Below are 16,262 nucleotides of genomic sequence, written 5' to 3' on the forward strand. Positions count from 1 at the left end.
CCGGGGAGGCCTGCTGCAGCTGCTCGTCGAGGAAGCGGGCAGGGTCCATCATGGGCAGGGCGGTCATCGCGTCGAGCAGCCCCCACCCTTCCCAGCGTCACGCTCGGCCGGACGGTCATCGGCCAGCGCTTCCGCCTGCGAGGTCGTCGGTCGTTCGTCCGGCGGCCGCGTGCGGCGGGACCCTGGCGAGGTGAGCCCCGCGCCGCTGGACATGCCTCGCCTCGTGCACCCGCCCGTGCTGCTCCGCGCGTTCACCGCTGCGGACGCGCCCCTGGTGGTCGAGGCCAGCCGGGACCCGTACATCCTGGCCACCACCACCGTCCCCCGGGTGCCGAGCCCGGACGCCGTGAAGGCCTTCCTCGAGCGCCAGCACGAACGCGCCCGCAGCGGGACGGGGTGGTCGCTGGCCGTCTGCGGAGCCCGCACCGGAGCTGGGCGAGGGCAGATCGGGTTGTGGCCCCTGGGGCAGGGCCGCGCCAGCGTGGGCTACTGGGTTACGCCGTCGTCGCGACGCCGCGGCGTCGCCACGGCTGCCCTGGAGTGCCTGTCCCGCTGGGCGCTCGATAACCTCGGCCTGGCCCGCCTCGAGCTCTACGTCGAGCCCTGGAACACCGGATCGCTGCGCGCAGCCGTCACGGCCGGCTACGAGCGGGAGGGGCTGATGCGCAGCTTCCGAGAGGTCGACGGCGGGCGCCGGGACATGCTCCTGCTCGCACGCCTGCGTGCCCCCGGCGTGCCGGCCGGGTAGGGCGGACCAGGGGGAGCGGCCCGCCGAGACGGAGCCGTGCAGGGCGCCTGGCTCCTAGCGTGGGCGGGTGCCTGGTGACGAGGTCGTCGTGGACGAGCTGCTGGCTGGTCCGCGTGGTCGTCGGTTCCTGGCCGAGCTCGCCGAGTGGCGGCTCGCGCCGGAGGAGAGGTGGTCCCTGCAGGCGTGGGCGGGGCCGGCGATGGGTCGTCACAGCGGTGACGACCTGCCGTGCGACCTGCGCAGGGCCTGCCTGGAGCAGCTGCAGCAGCTCGTCGACCGGGTCGACCTCCACGCCCTGGTCGGCGTGCGCTGGCCCGAGGAGCTGCTCGAGCCGCTGGCAGCCTCGGTCGACTCCGCGCGCTACTGGCAGGACGTGGACGCGATCGACGGCGTCCTGGCCGATCCGCGCGCGGTCGAGGTCCTGCGGCCCCTGGTGGCCCCGGTCCTGGCCGCACCGGCCACGACCTGGTGGCGCGACGACGTCGACCGCAGTCTCCAGCAGCACGTCGACTGGCTGTGGGGCTCGCGAGCCGGGCGGCAGGCTCCGGTGCTGACCGGTGGCCGGAGGGCGCTGCGGGATCAGCGTGAGGAGGAGACCGTCCGGGAGGCGCAGGAGCGCCGGGAGCACCCCGGTCTGGCGCGGGCGCCGTGGTCGGGCGCGTGGTGGTCCTCGCCGTCCCACGTCGACGGGGTGGTCGCCACGAGCCCGGTGCTCGAGCCTCCCAGGAGCAGGGAGGTGCTGCCGATCGGGCTGGCGCTGGTCGAGGACGCCTCCGACGACGGTCGTGCGGTCCTCCGCCCGTTGCGGGCTCGGCCTGACGCGCGGGTCCTGGAGATCCACAGCGCTCGGGCCTGGTGCGACCTCGTCGAGGCCCACCCGCGGGAGGTGACCTGGTCTCGCGGACTCGACTGGCAGCTGTCCACCGGCTGGGCCGGCTCCTGGGCGCTGCCGGACTGGGCGACGGTGGCCCGCGAGTGGGACGGCGTGCACCTGTCCGTCCTGGGCCACCTCGCGGTCTCCGGACGCCTGCTCACCACGACGGTCACCGGCGAGCAGCACGACGCCCTCACGCCGGGACCCTCGAGGACCCTCGTCGCGGGATGGAGCCCCGGACAGACGTTCTGGTTGAACGACGCCCTCGAGGCCGCGGGCGACGCCCAGCGCTGGAGGAGGGACGAGCAGTGGCGAGGCGACCTCGGTTGGTCCCTCGCCGAGGAGGGCGGTCCAGCTGAGGGACACCGCCCACGCCTCTCCCAGTAGGCGATCGGCTGTGGGACCGACGGCGCCGTCACCGACGCGCCGTCGCCCTCGGGAGGCTGTCGGGAGCGCGGTGGCAGCGCCCGGCTCAAGGCCGCGGGTGGTGCACCAGCGCCTCGGGACCGACCTCGACGAAGTCCGACACCTCCGACGCTGCTCCCATGGCAGTCGCGCTGGTCTCGAACAGCGCAAGGAGGGTGGCGTTCGACGTGCCGCCCGTCACCACGAGCAGCAGCCGCTTCGGCGTCCCTCGCAGCAGGTGGCCGTCGCGGACGTCGCGGTCCTCGGTGACCACGACGCGGTCCTGCTGATCGGCGGCCTCGCGGACCTCACGATCGGTGTTGGCGTCGCCGCGAGGCAGATCGCTGGTGCGCACCACGTCAGGCCCGGCGCTGGTCAGCGCCCGCGCCAGGCGCACCGGCAGCTGGGTCCAGCAGCAGCCTCACGCCGCGCCGAGGGTGACGCGCTGCCCTCCTACGGTCAGCGCGGCGAGCTCGAGCACCGCGGGCAGTCCTCCCGCTCGAGATCCGGGTAGTCGGCGAGGACGTCCTCGCAGGTCATCCCCGAAGCGAGCAGCTCCAGCGCGAGTCGACTGCCGGGCGCACCGACGTCAGTAGCTGGCCGAGGCGGCGACGGTGACGAGCACCGTCCACGCGAGGGAGACCGGCAGGCCCACCACGCCGGCGTGCAGGACGAGCAGCCTCCGCGACGGTCGTCGGACGGCGACGACCGAGGCGACGACTGCGGCCACGACGAGCGCTCCCTGTCCCACGGGCCCGGCCCTCAGCCACCGCTCAGCAGGCAGGCAGTAGGCGTCGACGTCGGGCACGGGCTCGCTCGTGCACCCCGTCATGACGCCGAAGGCGGGGAACCAGTACCCGATGGTGCTCATGATCAGCGCCACCAGGACCAGCGTCGTCAGGACCAGCAGCGGCGGCCACCACGACATCGAGGTCGTCCGGCGGTCTCGAGCGGCAGCCACCGGCTCGGTCGGTGACGTCATCGTGGTCTCCCCCGTCCAGAGCTGGCCTGTGGGGATGCTGCCGCACGCCCGGGCTCAGCGGGTGCAGGACCGGCCGGACGGTCGCGGTCCTGCCGAGGTCCAGGCGCACGCCGGGGGTGGAGCTCCGGACGCCGTCGGACTCACGGGCGCCCTCGACCCGCTCCGTCCGGGCGACGAGCCAGCACGGCCCGTCGCGGACGCTCGGGGCGTGCGTCGCCCCCATCCCTCGAATGGCGAGGAACCTGGGGCGCATGAGCGGCGTCGGAGTGCCATGACTGCGCGTGCCCGTGCCGTGGTGGCGGCCCTCGTCGTGGTGGTCGGCCTGGGCGGGTGCGGGGCGCTGCCCGGCGGCGGTCCGCCGTCGGTCGTCGTGCGTGGCGAGGGGGACGCGGTGGCGCTGGCGCCGTGGACGTGGTGCTGGACCAGCGGTTGCGCCGACGGGCTCCCACCGCAGGACCCGACCGACCTCGGGAGCGCCGAGGAGCTGCTGGTGGGCTTCCCGGCGGACGGGTGGGACTTCGAGGCGGTCCTCCGTCCGGCCGGGCAGCCGTGCGGTCCGGCGCAGACGGTGCCGCTCGAGCGGACCGCAGCGGGGGAGCACCGCGTCCTGCCGGCGGGCCCGGCTGGGACCTACGACGTGGACCTCCTCGGCCGCGGCCCGCAGGGCGACGTGGTCGTCACCGTGCGGTGGACGACGGAGGCCGACGGACCTCTCCCGAGCCCGGTCGCGTCACTGGGCGTCCTGTCCCAGGACGACGGGACCGTGGACAGCTACGGCGTGGAGCTCCTCCTCGACGACCTCGCTGCCACACCTGGGCGTGCAGAGGTGGACATCACCGTGACCTCCTCGGAAGGGCGGTCGACCACCCTCGAACCGACCAGGCTCGAGGGCGAGTGCCAGGAGGAGGGCAGGGTGGACTTCACCGGGCCGGCGGAGCAGGGGCAGCGGGCCGCCGCACTGGGCACGGCTCCCTTCACCTACGACGTCGCGCTGCTCCTGGACGGTCAGCGGCACACGGCCACGGCGACCTGGCCGGACGACGCCCGTGATGAGGACGGCCCGGTCGCGCTGGTCTTCACGCCGGCGCTGCCGGCGCTGACCTACGACCCCTGACCGTCGGCAGCGCACCGGGCCGACCGGACCGAGGAGCGCGCCGTCCAGCGGTCCCGGCGCGACGACCGTCGTCGGTCCTCGACGTACCCCGTGCGGCCCCTGACCGGAGTGGACGTCATCGGGCGACCGGCGCGGCGCCGGCGGATCGGCTCGGGAACCGGCAGTGCGCCGCTCGAAGGAGGAGGAGGTCCACGCGACCGAGCAGGCTGGCGGTCGGCTGCTGCGGAGGCTGGCAGATCGCCGAGGGCCGGCCCGTCCCGCTCCGCCCCCGCGGTCTCCACCTCTGCGGCGCCGACCGTCTCGAGGTGGTCCGACGACGACCCGCCGTCGGGGGGCTCTTGGCCTGGCCCGGACTCTCCGCGCATGCTCGGGTGATGAGCCACTCGACCGAGCCCGTCAGGACATCTGCACGGCGGCAGCGGGGACTGCTGGCCCTCGTGGCCCTGCCCGCCGTCGCCGTGCTGGTCGTCCTCGGCTGGTCGAGCGGGTGGGGCGGCGGTGGCGACGCCACGGGCCTCGTCTTCCTCCTCGCCTTCGCGGTCGCCAACCTCGTGCCCTTCGTCCTCATGGCCGTCGTGGTCGTCGTCGGCGGCCGCGCACACCCGCTGGGCATGCCAGCGGCCGCGGCGGGCGTCGTGGGGGTGGCAGCTCTCACGGCCGTGCTCCTGACCTCCTTCGTCAGGAGCGAGTCCTCGACGGCGCCTCTGCTCTTCCTCTTCATGCCGTTCTACCTGGGGCTCGCTGTCGGAGTCGTCGCCCTGCTCACCGGCGGTCTGCACTCGATCCGTCAGCGGCGCGGACATCCCGGCGGCGCAGTCGACGCCGGCGTCGACCGCACGGCACGATCGACGACTCCGCACCGTCGGCCGGAACGGCGCGGCTGACCGGCACGGTGACCGGCGACCGATCGGCGCACCGGGCGCGCACGGGCGGACGTCGGACTCTGGCGTCGTCCCGAGGACACGGCTCCCGCCCGGCCAGCCGCGAGTGAACGGGCGGAGACGCGAGGGACGAGCGCGTCGAGCGACATCTCCCTCGGCTGCCCCGCCGGTCGCGTGCGGGCACCCTGCGCTGGGGTCGTCCGCTGTGGCGATGCGAGCCGCTACCCCGTCGACCTCCGCGGCGTTGCTGACGGCGACGCTCGGCGGTCTCCCCGATGATCAGTCGATGCGCTCGAAGAGCACCGAGATGCCGGCACCTGCGAGTCAGGGGCACATGGCGGCCACGATCGCCGTCGGTCTGGCCCTCTTCCTCGGCGGCAGCCGCGTGGTGGACCTGGCGGGCGCCACGGACGAGGACCGGTACCTGCTGGCGGTCGCGGCCAGCCTGGTCAGCCGCTACGCCGGGGCCTTCGCGGTCGCGCTCTGCTCCTTCGCGCTCGTGCGTCGCGTCCTGGCGCGCCGGAGTGCTCGCGAGGACGCGGAGACGAGCCCGCCCTCGGAGCCTCGGCGGCGCGACGTGGCCCTCGTCCTGCTCGTCGTCGGCCTGGTCCTCATGGCGGTCTGGGAGGTCCGGGTGCCCGTCCTCCTGTACCAGGTCCGTGCCGGCAGCTACTCCGGCTCCGTCGTCGACGGGACCTCGGACGTCGTGCTCCAGGTCCTCCTGATCGTGAGCGGTTACCTCGGCCCCGTGATGACGGCGGTGGGGGCCTACCTCCTGCTGCGGCGGCTGGAGGTCGGAGCCGCGGGCGAGCCGCTGGGCACGGCTCCGGCCTCAGGAGAGGTGGTGACGGATCTCGACGACTGACGGGTGCGCCGCTGCGGGTCGACGCGCCTCAGCGCCGGCCGGGCGTGCGGCGTCGGCCGTGCGCACGGCCGACGGCGACGCCGGCAGTGACGCCCAGGGCCAGCGGCAGGACGGCGACGACGCCGTCGAGCGGCACCAGGGCGTCGAGGACGTAGGTCGCGACCGTGGCGACGACAGCCGCCGTCGCCACGGCGATCGCGGCGCTCGTCGCGCCCCAGCCGGAGGGCTGGTCGTCGTCCCGCCTCGTGCTCATGTCGTGACGGTAGGCGGCGTGTGACCGGTTCGTCCTCAGGGGACCGCGGCGGCGGGCCCGTCGCGGTGGGTGTCGACGAGACTCGCGTGCCGTCGCCGAAGGGCACGAGATGGTCTGCAGCGCAGCGACGCAGCGCTGGCGGATGTCGCCGGGCGGACTCTCAGAGCTCGGCGGGTATGCCGGGGTGGCCACGAGGGGCGACCCACAGCAGCGAGGACGTCGTCGTGCGCCCGATGGAGAGGGCGTTGCGCAGGGACGGTCGGTTGCCGGGGTGGACGGTGCCCCAGAGCACGTCGCCGGGGCGCGCGGGCAGCTCGTCGACCAGGCGCTGCAGGACGCCGCCGGCGAGCCGGCGCCCGCGGTGCCGGGCGTCCAGGCACAGCTCCCTGATGGTGGACCCGACGAGGCCGTGGTCGTCGTCACGGGCGGCGGCGACGACTCCCGCCACCAGCCCGTCGACGACGACCTCGAAGAGCAGTCCTTCCTCGGCGCACTCCGACAGCGATGCGACGCTCTCGGCGGCGGCCCACGCCCGGCTCTGCGGTCGTGCGACGGCCAGCTCGGCGTAGGCGGTCTCTGCTCGCTCCGCGGCCTCTCCGGGGTCAGCCGGGCGCAGGCGGACGGAGGGGTAGGAGCTGGCTCGCGGGCGACGGAGGAGGTCCTCGACGCGGCCGGCCACCACGTGGAGGGCCGGGCCGCAGCGGCCGAACCGCTCGTCCGAGCCGAGAGCGGCGAGCAGGCCCGCCCCGTCGGGCACCTCGAGCCGCAGCGACACCGGCCCGAAGGGCGCGTAGGCGGGCAGGACGGTGTCGGTGACCAGCGCGAGGCCGTCCGGGGTCGGTGGGGCCGTGGCCGCGACGACGTCGACGAAGGGTCGGGTGACGTCGCCGAGACGGAAGCGCAGGTGCGTCACGGCCCACCCGCCGCCTGGCAGCTCGACGACGCGGTTCGCCCGGTCCAGCGGGTCAGGGACGTCCAGAAGAGCGACGGCGTCGCGGAAGTCGCGACCGAAGTCGGCGTCACCCACCCGCCGTGCCTCGTCCGCCAGCGCCACGCGGAGGTGCCGGCGCAGGTCCTGCTCGGAGTACCAGCCCCGCACCGTGCTCGACGTCCACGCCCATCGTGCCCTCACCATCGCGTCGAGCAGGTCTCCCACGGGCGGACCCTCGCAGGTCTGTCGAGGAGCAGAGCGGCCTCCCGACCGAGCGGTGGTCGGCGGGCGGCCTCCGATGACCACCAAAGAACCGCTTGACGGTCGCGGAGGGAGGTCGCAGACTCCGCCCTCGTGGACGAGGGAGAGGCCAGACCGGCGCCCGAGGAGCTCTCGGGCCTGCGGGTGGTCGCGCACCCGCTGCGCCTGCAGCTGCTGTCGCTGCTGACCGGGTCGGCGATGAGCGCGGCGGAGGCGGCCCGGCACCTCGACCAGTCCCAGGCCAACGTGAGCTACCACCTGCGGCGGCTGCACGCGGCGGGGCTGCTGGAGGTGGCCGGCCACGAGGTGGTGCGCGGCGGTCGTGCGGTGCGCTACCGGCACGTGCCCTCCAGCGGGCAGCGGCTGTCGCGGCGAGACCCGTCCGACGAGCGGGCGCTGGTCGCGGCCCTGGGTGCGGAGCTGTCGCGGCGCACCGCCCAGCGGGACCCCGACGGCGAGGGCGCCTTCTCCGACGCCGAGGTCTGGGTCGAGGAGGCGACGTGGACCGAGGTGCTCGAGCTGGTGCGGCGCGCGGGGGCGCTGCTGCACGAGGGCGCCCGGGCTCCGCACGCGGACGGCGCCCGCCGCGTCAGCGCCCTGCTCTACGTCTTCGAGATGCTCGCCGAGCCGGATCCGGCCGACGACGGTGATCCGGCCGACGACGGTGATCCGGCCGACGACGGCGAGGGCGGTCCAGGTGCCGTCGGGGGCCGCCCGGCGGCCGAGACCCCGCAGGCCCCGGCGTGAGCACCACGGCCGCCGGGTGGCGCGCCGACGCCGCCGTGCTGGGCGTGCAGCCCTTCCGACGGCTGTTCGCCTCCCGGCTGGCGGCGGTGCTCGGCAACGCGATGGTCGCCGTCGCGCTCGCCTTCGGGCTGTTGGACGCCGACGGGTCCGGCGCCGGGCGGGTGGGCCTCGTCCTGGGCGCCCGGGTGGTCGCGCAGATGGTCTTCCTGCTCGCCGGGGGAGTGCTCGCCGACCGCTGGCCCCGCCGGTCGCTCATGGCGGCCGCCGAGCTCGTGGCGGGGCTGTCCCTCGCCGGTGTGGCCGTGCAACTGCTGGTCGGGGACCCGCCCCTGGGGTGGGTCCTGGCGCTGATGGCCGTCAACGGTGCCGCGTCGGCGCTCTACATGCCCGCCGCGGCCGGCATCGTCCCGACCCTGGTGCGCGCCGGCCAGCTGCACGGGGCCAACTCGCTGCTGCGGCTGTCGGAGAACGTGGGCGCCGTCGTCGGCGCCGCCCTCGCCGGGGTCCTCGTCGCCGCGGCCGGCGCCGGGTGGGCGCTGGTCGTCACCGCCGTCCTGTACCTCGTCTCCGCCGTCCTCCTGGCCGGGATGCGGGCGAGGCACGTCCCACGGGCGGAGCCGCCGACCCTGCTGGGCGACCTGGCGGGCGGGTGGCGCGAGACCGTCTCGCGCCAGTGGGTGTGGGTCGTCGTCGTCCAGTTCTCCGTCGTCAACGCCTGCTTCTCCGGCCTGACCCGGGTCCTCGGCCCGGTCGTGGCCCTGCAGGAGTACGCCGGGCCCGCGTCGTGGTCGCTCGTGCTCACGGCCGAGGCGGTCGGGCTGCTCGTCGGCGGAGCCGTCGCCCTGCGGGTGCGGCCCCGAGGCCCGGTGCGCGCCGGGGTGCTGGCCGTGCTGCTCCTCGTCCCGCCCCTGGTGCTCCTGGCCCTGCAGGCGCCGGTCCTCCTGGTGGCTGCGGCGATGGCCCTCGGCGGCGTCGCCGTCACCGTCTTCGACGTCCTGTGGGCCACCGCCCTGCAGCAGCACGTTCCCGGAGAAGCCCTGTCGCGCGTCTCCTCCTACGACGCCCTCGGCTCCTTCGCCCTGGCGGCCGTGGGTCTCGCCCTGGTCGGGCCCGTCTCCGCCGTCCTCGGCACCCGGGCCACCCTGCTCGCCGGCGCCGGACTCGTCGCCGCGGCCACGCTGGCGGCTGCCGCCGCCCCCGGCGTCCGCCGCCTCACCGCCGTGGACCGCTGACGACCAAGGAGCCCGCCGTCCGGGCCGTGGGACGGGCCCCGGAGGCCGCGGACGCCGCCCCCTACGGGCGAGGCGCGCCCGCGCTGCGGAGCGCCCGACGGCTGCGGAGAAGCTGCGCCAGCATCAGGGCGGCCGTCACGAGCAGCAGGACGGCGATGCCGTAGAAGGTCCCGCGGGGGAGGCCCGGGTCGCCCTCGGCGAGCGCGACCTACAGCAGGGCCAAGCCCACGAGCATGACGACGGTCCAGTGCGAGGACGCGCGCGACCGCGCCATGCGCAGGGCCGCGGGGCGGTCCTCCTCCGCCACCGGCAGCTGGCCGCGGTCCAGCGACCGGGCGACCCTCCTGGCCGTGGCCCTGTCCAGCCGAGGCATCCGGTGCCTCGTCACGGTCACCAGGCTCGCGACGGCGGACGCCACGGTCACCAGCGTGAGGACGACCAGAGCCCACGGCGTCATCGCGCCAGTCTCCCGCGGGCGGTCTCGCAGTGGGGGAGGAGCGGCGCCGCAGCGGTGCTCATGCCGGGGCGTTCGGGTCTCGGCCCTGGAGGCGGACGAGCCCGGGGCCGGGTCCCTGCGAGCTCGTGGCGACCTCGAGGTGGACGACGACGTCGCGGTCGCCGGCACGGCTCGCCGCCTATCCGAAGACCTCGGAGACGTCCTCGGCGCCGACGACACGCGTCTCCTCGCACGTCAGCATCCGGTCGCCAGCCGGCCGGTCCTAGAAGTGGGCGCGGCAGGCGTGGGCGTCCATCTCCCACCGAACGTCCCGCGGCGGGTCGATGGCGCTGAACTCCACGGCGGCAGCAGTCTCGTCCTCGTCGCCGGAGGTCGCCCACGCCGAGGAGCGACCACCTACTCTCTCGACGGCAAGCATCTCGACGTCGAGACACCCGGGGGCCATCGTGATCCACCACGTCCAGCTCGCCTGCCCGCCCGGCTCGGAGGACGCCTCCCGCGCCTTCTACACCGGCGTCCTCGGGTTCGCGGAGATCGAAAAGCCTCCCGCGCTGGCGGCGCGCGGCGGCTGCTGGTTCCGCGGCCACGGCATCGAGGTCCACCTCGGCGTCGAGGAGGACTTCCGCCCCGCCCGCAAGGCCCATCCCGGTCTGCTCGTCACCGACCTCGACACCTGGGCGAGGCGCCTCGTGGCGGCCGGTCACCCAGCCGACCGTGACGACGACTTCCCCGGCATGCGGCGCTTCCACAGCCGTGACTGCCACGGCAACCGGCTGGAGCTGCTCGAGCCGGACGGTGAGGTGCCGCGCGCGCCCTCGGGAGCGTCGTCGGAAGAGCCGCCGCACTGAGCGCGTGTGCTCGGCGAGCGGTGCCGGACGGCGCCCCGTGCTGATCGACGAGCTGGCGGCCGAGGTGGACGCCCTGCAGCCGGACCCCTTCGTGCGGGTCGCGGTCGACGAGGTGGACGGTGCCGGCAAGACCACCTTCGCCGCCCAGCTGGCGCGTTCGCTGCGAGACCGGGGGCGCGCGGTGGTGCACGCCTCCGTCGACGGCTTCCACCAGCCGCGCGCCCTGCGCCACGCGCGAGGACGCGACGACCCGGAGGGCTTCTACCGCGACTCCTACGACCTCGCCGCCCTCGAGCGCGAGCTGCTCGACCCCTTCGGGCCGGGCGGGCACGGGGTGCACCGCACCCACGTCTTCGACGCGCGGGCCGACCGGCCCGACGTCGCGGCGCAGGTACGGGCGGCTGCCGGGAGCGTCCTCGTCCTGGACGGCATCTTCCTGCACCGGCCCGAGCTGAGAGGTCGGTGGTCGTGGTCGCTGTGGCTCGAGGTCGACCGCGCCACGAGCCTGCGGCGGTGCGTCACGCGCGACGGCACCGGATCCCCCGACCCGACCGACCCCGCCAACCGCCGCTACGTGGAGGGTCAACGGATGTACGTGCGCGACGCGCGCCCCCAGGAGGCCGCCACGCACGTGGTGGACAACGAGGACCTGGACGTGCCGACCCTGCTGCGCTGACGCACCGGAGCGGCTCGACCGAGGCCCGTGAGCGACGACCTGGACCGCTCGCGGCCCGAGGACGAGGGCTGACATCGGGGCTCGCTCGGTCCCTGACAGGCGCCACGGCTCACCGTGCGTGGTGACAGGGTGGGGAGATGGCGGCGCTGCGCTGCGAGCTGTTCCCGGCCGACCTCGACGAGGCGGTGCGCTTCTACGTCGACGTCCTCGACTTCATCCTCGACCGCGACGAGCGGTCGTCGACGTCCCCCTACGTCGCGCTGCGACGCGGGAGCGTGCGCATCGGACTGGCGCGTCGCGACGACGCGGCGGCCGCGAGGGCCAGCCGACGCCCGCCGACCGGGGTCGAGCTCGTCCTGGAGGTCGCCGACCTCAGGGCCGCCCACGAGCGGGTCGTCGCCGCCGGGTGGCCGGTGGACGAGCCCCTCACGCAGCGGCCATGGGGGCTCGTGGACTTCCGGGTCCTCGACCCGGCGGGCTACTACTGGAGGATCACGACCGCCTGAGGAGGGCGGCGCCGGACGGCGGCGTCCTCGCCGGTCCGCAGCCCGAGGACCGCGCGGGGCTGGGACCTCCTCCCGCGCAACGGTGCAGCCTCGTCAGGGTCGCGCCGCGCGCCGGGGGACGACGGCGTAGGTCCAGGGGACCGCCGGCAGGTCGGCGTGCGCCGGGTGCGGTGAGCGAGGGGCGGCGCCGTCGACGAGGGGCACGTCGAGGTAGAGGCGCCGCAGCGTGGAGACGACGCCTCCCGGCGTGCTCGCCGGGTCGTCGACGTCGACGACGCGCCAGGCGCCGGGGTCCCGCCGCAGGGCCCGGGCGACCTCGGCGGTGGTGGGCGAGGCGAGCAGCAGCGCCCAGAGCTCGTCGTCGGTCATCGCGGCGACGTCCGCGCTCGTGCCCGCGGGAGCGTCCTCGAGCAGGAGCGTGACCAGTCGGCGCACCACGGTCGTCGTCACGAGGTTGAGCTCGGAGCAGTGCAGCCGGGCCTCGTCGGCGACCATCGCGGCCAGGCCGTCGGCCGTGGCGACGTCGCAGCTGACGCAGCCCTCCACGACCTCGAGCCGGGCCAGCGTCGCCGGTGGGGCCTCGCGCGTGCGTCCGTGCGCCGACGCGCTGCGGACGAGCCCGTCGAGGTGGTCGAGCCCCATCGCGCCCGGTGCACCGGTCAGGACGGACGCACGGGTCCCGCTCTCCACGTCGAGGACGTCCTGGACGTCGATGCCGTGCTGGGCCAGCAGGGGCGCGAGCAGGCGGGTGCGCTGCGCCCCCAGCTCGTGGTGGTCCCAGCCGGCGAGCCCCTCCAGGGTGTGGCTCAGCGGGAGGTGCCCGACGTCGTGCAGCAGGGCGGCCACCCGCGCCACCTCGTCGTCGGGGGCGAAGCGGGCGGTGAGGGCGAGCACCCCGAGGCTGTGCTCGAGCCGCGACGTGCTCTGGGTGCTCGCGACCGCGGAGGCCCCGGCGTGGGCGACGAAGGCCAGCCGGCGCACCGGCCAGGACCGCAGGAGCGCGCGCTCGACGTCGGTGAGCCGGACGTCGATGCGCCACAGCGGGTCCCAATGGGAGCCGGCCTTCCCCGTCGTGTCCGCCATGGGCGGCCCCGTGCGGCTCATCCGCCCAGCCTGCCCCAGGGCACGCCCCGACCGGCGTCACGCCCGCTCCTGCGCGCGCGACGTGCCGAGGATGCTGGTGCGCATGGTCGAGACGTCCGAGGACCGGGTCCTGGGAGGCCGCCGCATCTCCGTCGTGGTGCACGACGCGGGTGGCGAGGACGTCGTGCTCTTCTGCCACGGCTTCCTCGGCTCCTCGACGGGGCCCCAGCGCGCCTTCGTCCGCGCCGCCCGACGCCTGGCCGAGCACGGCGTCTCCTCGGTGCGCTTCGACCAGTACGGCAGCGGCGGCTCCGCGGGGGAGCACGAGGAGTCCTCCTTCACGGACTGGTGCGCCACGACCGCGGCGCTCCTCGACGCCGAGCTCGAGCGCGGCCGCCGCGTGGTCCTCTTCGGGCAGAGCATGGGCGCCTCGGCCGCCATCGTCGTCGCGTCCTGGCAGCGGGCGCTGCAGGGCCTCGTCGCCTGGGTGCCGGACCCGAACACCGACCCCCTCGACGTCGGGCCGGACGACGTCCTCGAGGAAGCCGGCCAGCTGGTCCGCGGTCGGTACTGGCTCGAGGCCCGCGAGGCGGACGTGGCCGCCTGCCTGCGCCGGGTCGCGTGCCCGGCCTACATCGTGCAGGGCACGGGGGACGCCCTCGTCGACGAGGCCAACCGGCACGCCATCGCGACGGCCGCCCGCGACCACCACGTCGTCGACACCTAGGCGGGGCTGCCGCACAGCGCGTGGACCCACCAGCAGACGGAGGAGATCGTCGGGCGCAGCGTCGCCTTCGTGCTCGCGGCGTTCGGGCGCCCCCTCGCCGAGGGCTCGGGCATGCAGCCGCCCCAGCAGGGGTAGGCCGAGCTGGTGCACCGAGGTCGGGCCGTCCTCGGTGCGGACGCGGTGTCGACGGTGCCAGGGTGCCCGGGTGGACGAGAGAGGGCTGCGCGCGGCCTACGAGCGGTACCTGGCGTGCCTGAACGGCAGGGAGCTCGACCGGTTGCACGAGCACGTGGGCGAGGACGTGCAGCACAACGGCCGGCGCCTGGGCCTGCCCGGCTACCGGCGCATGCTGGAGGGGGACTTCGCGCGCATCCCCGACCTGACCTTCGGACTCGACCTCCTGGTCGCGGAGCGGGACCGGGTGGCGGCCCGCCTCGTCTTCGACTGCACCCCCGGCGGGGAGCTCTTCGGCGTGCCGGTCGACGGCGTGCGGGTCACCTTCTGCGAGCACGTCTTCTACCGCTACGTCGACGGCAGGATCGCCGAGGTGCACTCCCTGCTCGACGCCGACGCGGTGAGGGCGCAGTTGCCTGCCGCCGGGCGTGGTGCGACCTGAGTGTGGTTCAGGCGATGAGCACCTGCTCGAAGTGCTCGACGACCGGGAAGTGCTCGTAGAAGCGGTGGAGCAGCCGGCGCCAGCGCTGGTACTCGGGCGAGCCGCGGAAGCCGACGGTGTGGTCCTCCAGCCGGTCCCACTCGACGAGCAGGAGGTAGGTGCCGGGGCGCTCCAGGCACCGGGAGAGCGTCAGCCGCCCGAAGCCGGGCATGCCCGCGATGATGGCGCTCGCCTCGTCGAAGGAGGCCTCGAAGTCCTCCTCCTGCCCCGTCACGACCGACAGGAGGGCGTGCTCGAGCACCATGCCCGCGATCGTGGCAGACGCCGCCCGCGAGCCGGTGCGGCGCCTCGGGACCCGTCCTCTCAGAGCTGGTTCGAGGGCGCCAGGAGGTTGTCGGCGACCACCGCCCAGTCCACGTCCGCGCCGGGGTCCTCCACGGTGAAGCCTCGGGGGACGAGGTAGCCGGTGGCGGTCGTCGTGCTCGACGTGGTCCGCGCCCGGATCCCGCCGTCCGCGAAGGCCCGCGGGGACGTGCACGTCGATCCGAGGGGTCCAGCGTCCGTCGCTCAGCGCGAGCACGCCTACGACGGCGACGGGCGCGGGGCGCAGGCGTCGTACGGGAGGCACGTCTTGCATCGTGCCCCCTGCGGACGTCGAAGGCTTGCGCCGGTCAGGGCTCGCCGCCCCGGACCGGCCACGTCCGGGACGTCCCGCGCACCCGAGGCGACCTGACGACAGGCGCTTGACCCTGGCCCGGGAACCATCGACTATCGGTGTGTCGTCACCGATCGTCCGTGGACGTGGTCGTCGGGGAGTGGTCACGTGTCTCGTCCTGCCGGAGCGGCACTGCAGGTGGTGCTCGCCGTCGTGGTCCTGCTGGTGCTGGCCGTCCAGGTGGTCGTGCTGCCGGACCTCGCCGCGGACGCCGCACGGCGGTACCCGGAGGCGGCGTCCGCGCAGGCGCCCGTGCTCGTGCTGGCCGTCGCGACGCTCGCGTGCGTGCAGGTGGCGGCCGTCTGCGTCATGGCCCTCCTGCGGCTCGTCGCCCAGAGCAGGATCTTCGACCCGGCCGCCTACCGGTACGTCGACGTCTTCATCGGCGCCGCCGCGACCGCGAGCGCGCTGGTGCTCGGCACCAGCCTCTGCGTCTCGGCGACGGTCGGGTCCCCGGCGTGGGTCTCGGGCGTCCTGCTGGCGCTGGTCGGTGCGGGGGCGGCCCTGCTCATGGTCGTGATGCGGGCTCTCCTGCACCAGGCCACCGACCAGCACGCCGAGCTGGCCGAGGTCGTCTGATGGCCATCGTGGTCGACCTCGACGTGGTGATGGCCCGGCGCAAGGTGCGGCTCGGCGAGCTGGCGGAGCGCACGGGCATCACGGTCAACAACCTCTCGGTGCTGAAGAACGGGCGGGCCCGCGCGGTGCGCTTCACCACCCTCGAGGCCGTCTGCGCGGCCCTCGACTGCCAGCCCGGCGACCTCCTGCGGTGGGAGCCCGACGACGGCGAGGACCCCGACCGGGGAGCGGTGCCGCTCGCCGGACGGCGGGTGGACGCGTGATGACGCGGGAGCACCTCGGCGTCCTCCGCGCAGGCCTCGCCACCGCCGCCGTCGCCGTCCTGGTGCTGCAGGTCGTCGTGCTGCCGCGCACGGCGGCGGACTCCGCCGCCCGCTTCCCCGAGGTGGCGCACCTCGAACGCCCGTACCTGCTGGTCGCCGTCCTCGCGCTCGGAGCCGTGGAGCTGGCTCTCCTGGCTACGTGGCGGCTGGTCGCCGCGGCGGAAGGGCGAAGGGGTGCCACGACGGGAGCGCGCCGCTGGGCGGACGTGATGGCGGCCGCGCTCGTCGTCGCGGTGGCGCTCGTCGCCGGCGTGGGCGCGCACGCCGGCGGGGTCGAGCACGTCGGAGGGCCCCCCGCCGGGCTCGCGGTCGTCGCGTCCCCGGGCCTCCTGGTCGGGGTGGTCGTCCTGCGGAGGTGGGTGCTCGGGGTCCTGCGGGACGAGCGCAGCGACCACCGGACGATGCGCTGAGCCGGTCGAGCGGGACGCGGGGACGTCGT

General features: G+C 75.3%; 24 protein-coding genes. 15 read left to right on the top strand and 9 right to left on the bottom strand.

Features of this window, described 5'->3' with window-relative positions; all coding sequences use genetic code 11:
- Positions 1–190: 190 nt before the first annotated feature.
- Together Q0789_RS11765 and Q0789_RS11770 are read left to right on the top strand one after the other, a co-directional pair.
- Complete coding sequence (locus tag Q0789_RS11765) at positions 191–748, top strand: GNAT family protein (RefSeq protein WP_298805369.1); 558 nt, start codon at positions 191–193, stop codon at positions 746–748.
- A gap of 67 nt (positions 749–815) precedes the next feature.
- A complete protein-coding gene (locus tag Q0789_RS11770; protein ID WP_298805371.1) occupies positions 816–2,009 on the top strand; it encodes a hypothetical protein in 1,194 nt (397 codons plus the stop codon).
- Between the two features lie 85 nt (positions 2,010–2,094).
- Here Q0789_RS11770 and Q0789_RS11775 read toward each other — a convergent pair whose 3' ends face one another.
- From Q0789_RS11775 to Q0789_RS11780, 3 genes are all read right to left on the bottom strand, one after another.
- On the bottom strand, positions 2,095–2,424 hold the full coding sequence (locus tag Q0789_RS11775) for a DUF5615 family PIN-like protein (protein ID WP_298805373.1): 330 nt from the start codon (positions 2,422–2,424) through the stop codon (positions 2,095–2,097).
- A 62-nt stretch (positions 2,425–2,486) separates the two neighbouring features.
- Positions 2,487–2,588 carry a DUF433 domain-containing protein gene (locus Q0789_RS16745; RefSeq protein WP_366917728.1) on the bottom strand — a complete coding sequence of 34 codons (102 nt, stop codon included), beginning with the start codon at positions 2,586–2,588 and terminating at the stop codon, positions 2,487–2,489.
- A 28-nt stretch (positions 2,589–2,616) separates the two neighbouring features.
- On the bottom strand, positions 2,617–3,009 hold the full coding sequence (locus Q0789_RS11780) for a hypothetical protein (protein ID WP_298805375.1): 393 nt from the start codon (positions 3,007–3,009) through the stop codon (positions 2,617–2,619).
- Positions 3,010–3,280: 271 nt separating this feature from the next.
- Here Q0789_RS11780 and Q0789_RS11785 point away from each other — a divergent pair, with 271 nt between their 5' ends.
- The 3 genes from Q0789_RS11785 (at position 3,281) to Q0789_RS11795 (ending at position 5,869) form a co-directional block, all read left to right on the top strand.
- The gene (locus Q0789_RS11785) at positions 3,281–4,123 is read left to right on the top strand and encodes a hypothetical protein (protein ID WP_298805377.1); all 843 of its coding nucleotides are present in this window, start codon (positions 3,281–3,283) and stop codon (positions 4,121–4,123) included.
- Positions 4,124–4,497: 374 nt separating this feature from the next.
- Positions 4,498–5,007 carry a hypothetical protein gene (locus Q0789_RS11790; RefSeq protein WP_298805379.1) on the top strand — a complete coding sequence of 170 codons (510 nt, stop codon included), beginning with the start codon at positions 4,498–4,500 and terminating at the stop codon, positions 5,005–5,007.
- Positions 5,008–5,215: 208 nt separating this feature from the next.
- Complete coding sequence (locus tag Q0789_RS11795) at positions 5,216–5,869, top strand: hypothetical protein (protein WP_298805381.1); 654 nt, start codon at positions 5,216–5,218, stop codon at positions 5,867–5,869.
- A gap of 28 nt (positions 5,870–5,897) precedes the next feature.
- On the opposite strand, the gene Q0789_RS11800 is transcribed toward Q0789_RS11795, so the two are convergent.
- Both Q0789_RS11800 and Q0789_RS11805 read right to left on the bottom strand, forming a co-directional pair.
- On the bottom strand, positions 5,898–6,122 hold the full coding sequence (locus Q0789_RS11800) for a hypothetical protein (protein ID WP_298805382.1): 225 nt from the start codon (positions 6,120–6,122) through the stop codon (positions 5,898–5,900).
- Between the two features lie 160 nt (positions 6,123–6,282).
- Positions 6,283–7,278 carry a hypothetical protein gene (locus Q0789_RS11805; RefSeq protein WP_298805384.1) on the bottom strand — a complete coding sequence of 332 codons (996 nt, stop codon included), beginning with the start codon at positions 7,276–7,278 and terminating at the stop codon, positions 6,283–6,285.
- Positions 7,279–7,407: 129 nt separating this feature from the next.
- Here Q0789_RS11805 and Q0789_RS11810 point away from each other — a divergent pair, with 129 nt between their 5' ends.
- Together Q0789_RS11810 and Q0789_RS11815 are read left to right on the top strand one after the other, a co-directional pair.
- The gene (locus Q0789_RS11810) at positions 7,408–8,061 is read left to right on the top strand and encodes a helix-turn-helix domain-containing protein (RefSeq protein ID WP_298805386.1); all 654 of its coding nucleotides are present in this window, start codon (positions 7,408–7,410) and stop codon (positions 8,059–8,061) included.
- Positions 8,058–9,293, top strand: coding sequence for an MFS transporter (locus Q0789_RS11815; RefSeq protein ID WP_298805388.1), 1,236 nt, complete (start codon positions 8,058–8,060; stop codon positions 9,291–9,293). The genes Q0789_RS11810 and Q0789_RS11815 overlap by 4 nt, the downstream gene beginning before the upstream one ends.
- 208 nt (positions 9,294–9,501) lie before the next feature.
- On the opposite strand, the gene Q0789_RS11820 is transcribed toward Q0789_RS11815, so the two are convergent.
- Together Q0789_RS11820 and Q0789_RS11825 are read right to left on the bottom strand one after the other, a co-directional pair.
- Positions 9,502–9,750 carry a hypothetical protein gene (locus tag Q0789_RS11820; protein ID WP_298805390.1) on the bottom strand — a complete coding sequence of 83 codons (249 nt, stop codon included), beginning with the start codon at positions 9,748–9,750 and terminating at the stop codon, positions 9,502–9,504.
- A gap of 262 nt (positions 9,751–10,012) precedes the next feature.
- Entirely contained in the window at positions 10,013–10,195 is a 183-nt protein-coding gene (locus Q0789_RS11825) for a hypothetical protein (protein ID WP_298805392.1), read from the bottom strand.
- A gap of 1 nt (position 10,196) precedes the next feature.
- Here Q0789_RS11825 and Q0789_RS11830 point away from each other — a divergent pair, with 1 nt between their 5' ends.
- The 3 genes from Q0789_RS11830 to Q0789_RS11840 all read left to right on the top strand — a co-directional run bounded on the left by Q0789_RS11830 (position 10,197) and on the right by Q0789_RS11840 (position 11,780).
- Positions 10,197–10,598 carry a VOC family protein gene (locus Q0789_RS11830; RefSeq protein ID WP_298805394.1) on the top strand — a complete coding sequence of 134 codons (402 nt, stop codon included), beginning with the start codon at positions 10,197–10,199 and terminating at the stop codon, positions 10,596–10,598.
- A gap of 37 nt (positions 10,599–10,635) precedes the next feature.
- Complete coding sequence (locus Q0789_RS11835; RefSeq protein ID WP_298805396.1) at positions 10,636–11,274, top strand: hypothetical protein; 639 nt, start codon at positions 10,636–10,638, stop codon at positions 11,272–11,274.
- A gap of 137 nt (positions 11,275–11,411) precedes the next feature.
- Positions 11,412–11,780: a VOC family protein gene (locus tag Q0789_RS11840; RefSeq protein ID WP_298805398.1), complete on the top strand. Its 369-nt coding sequence runs from the start codon at positions 11,412–11,414 to the stop codon at positions 11,778–11,780.
- 93 nt (positions 11,781–11,873) lie between these two features.
- Here the strand turns inward: Q0789_RS11840 and Q0789_RS11845 are convergent, their stop codons facing one another.
- The gene (locus Q0789_RS11845) at positions 11,874–12,884 is read right to left on the bottom strand and encodes an HD domain-containing protein (protein ID WP_298805400.1); all 1,011 of its coding nucleotides are present in this window, start codon (positions 12,882–12,884) and stop codon (positions 11,874–11,876) included.
- A gap of 82 nt (positions 12,885–12,966) precedes the next feature.
- Between Q0789_RS11845 and Q0789_RS11850 the strand changes: the two genes are divergently transcribed.
- Positions 12,967–13,590 (top strand): alpha/beta fold hydrolase, encoded by a 624-nt coding sequence (locus Q0789_RS11850; protein WP_298805402.1) that lies wholly within the window; start codon positions 12,967–12,969, stop codon positions 13,588–13,590.
- Between the two features lie 205 nt (positions 13,591–13,795).
- Entirely contained in the window at positions 13,796–14,206 is a 411-nt protein-coding gene (locus Q0789_RS11855) for an ester cyclase (protein ID WP_298805404.1), read from the top strand.
- A 7-nt stretch (positions 14,207–14,213) separates the two neighbouring features.
- Here Q0789_RS11855 and Q0789_RS11860 read toward each other — a convergent pair whose 3' ends face one another.
- The gene (locus Q0789_RS11860; RefSeq protein WP_298805406.1) at positions 14,214–14,510 is read right to left on the bottom strand and encodes an antibiotic biosynthesis monooxygenase; all 297 of its coding nucleotides are present in this window, start codon (positions 14,508–14,510) and stop codon (positions 14,214–14,216) included.
- A gap of 519 nt (positions 14,511–15,029) precedes the next feature.
- Between Q0789_RS11860 and Q0789_RS11865 the strand changes: the two genes are divergently transcribed.
- From Q0789_RS11865 to Q0789_RS11875, 3 genes are read left to right on the top strand one after another with little or no spacing between them, the layout of a single operon-like run.
- Positions 15,030–15,500, top strand: a complete 471-nt coding sequence (locus Q0789_RS11865) for a DUF2975 domain-containing protein (protein ID WP_298805408.1) — start codon at positions 15,030–15,032, stop codon at positions 15,498–15,500.
- Positions 15,500–15,763, top strand: a complete 264-nt coding sequence (locus tag Q0789_RS11870; RefSeq protein WP_298805410.1) for a helix-turn-helix transcriptional regulator — start codon at positions 15,500–15,502, stop codon at positions 15,761–15,763. The genes Q0789_RS11865 and Q0789_RS11870 overlap by 1 nt, the downstream gene beginning before the upstream one ends.
- A complete protein-coding gene (locus Q0789_RS11875) occupies positions 15,763–16,233 on the top strand; it encodes a DUF2975 domain-containing protein (protein WP_298805413.1) in 471 nt (156 codons plus the stop codon). The genes Q0789_RS11870 and Q0789_RS11875 overlap by 1 nt, the downstream gene beginning before the upstream one ends.
- The last annotated feature ends 29 nt before the right edge of the window (positions 16,234–16,262 follow it).

It is taken from the genome of uncultured Pseudokineococcus sp. (assembly GCF_947499845.1).
Taxonomy (GTDB): domain Bacteria; phylum Actinomycetota; class Actinomycetes; order Actinomycetales; family Quadrisphaeraceae; genus Pseudokineococcus.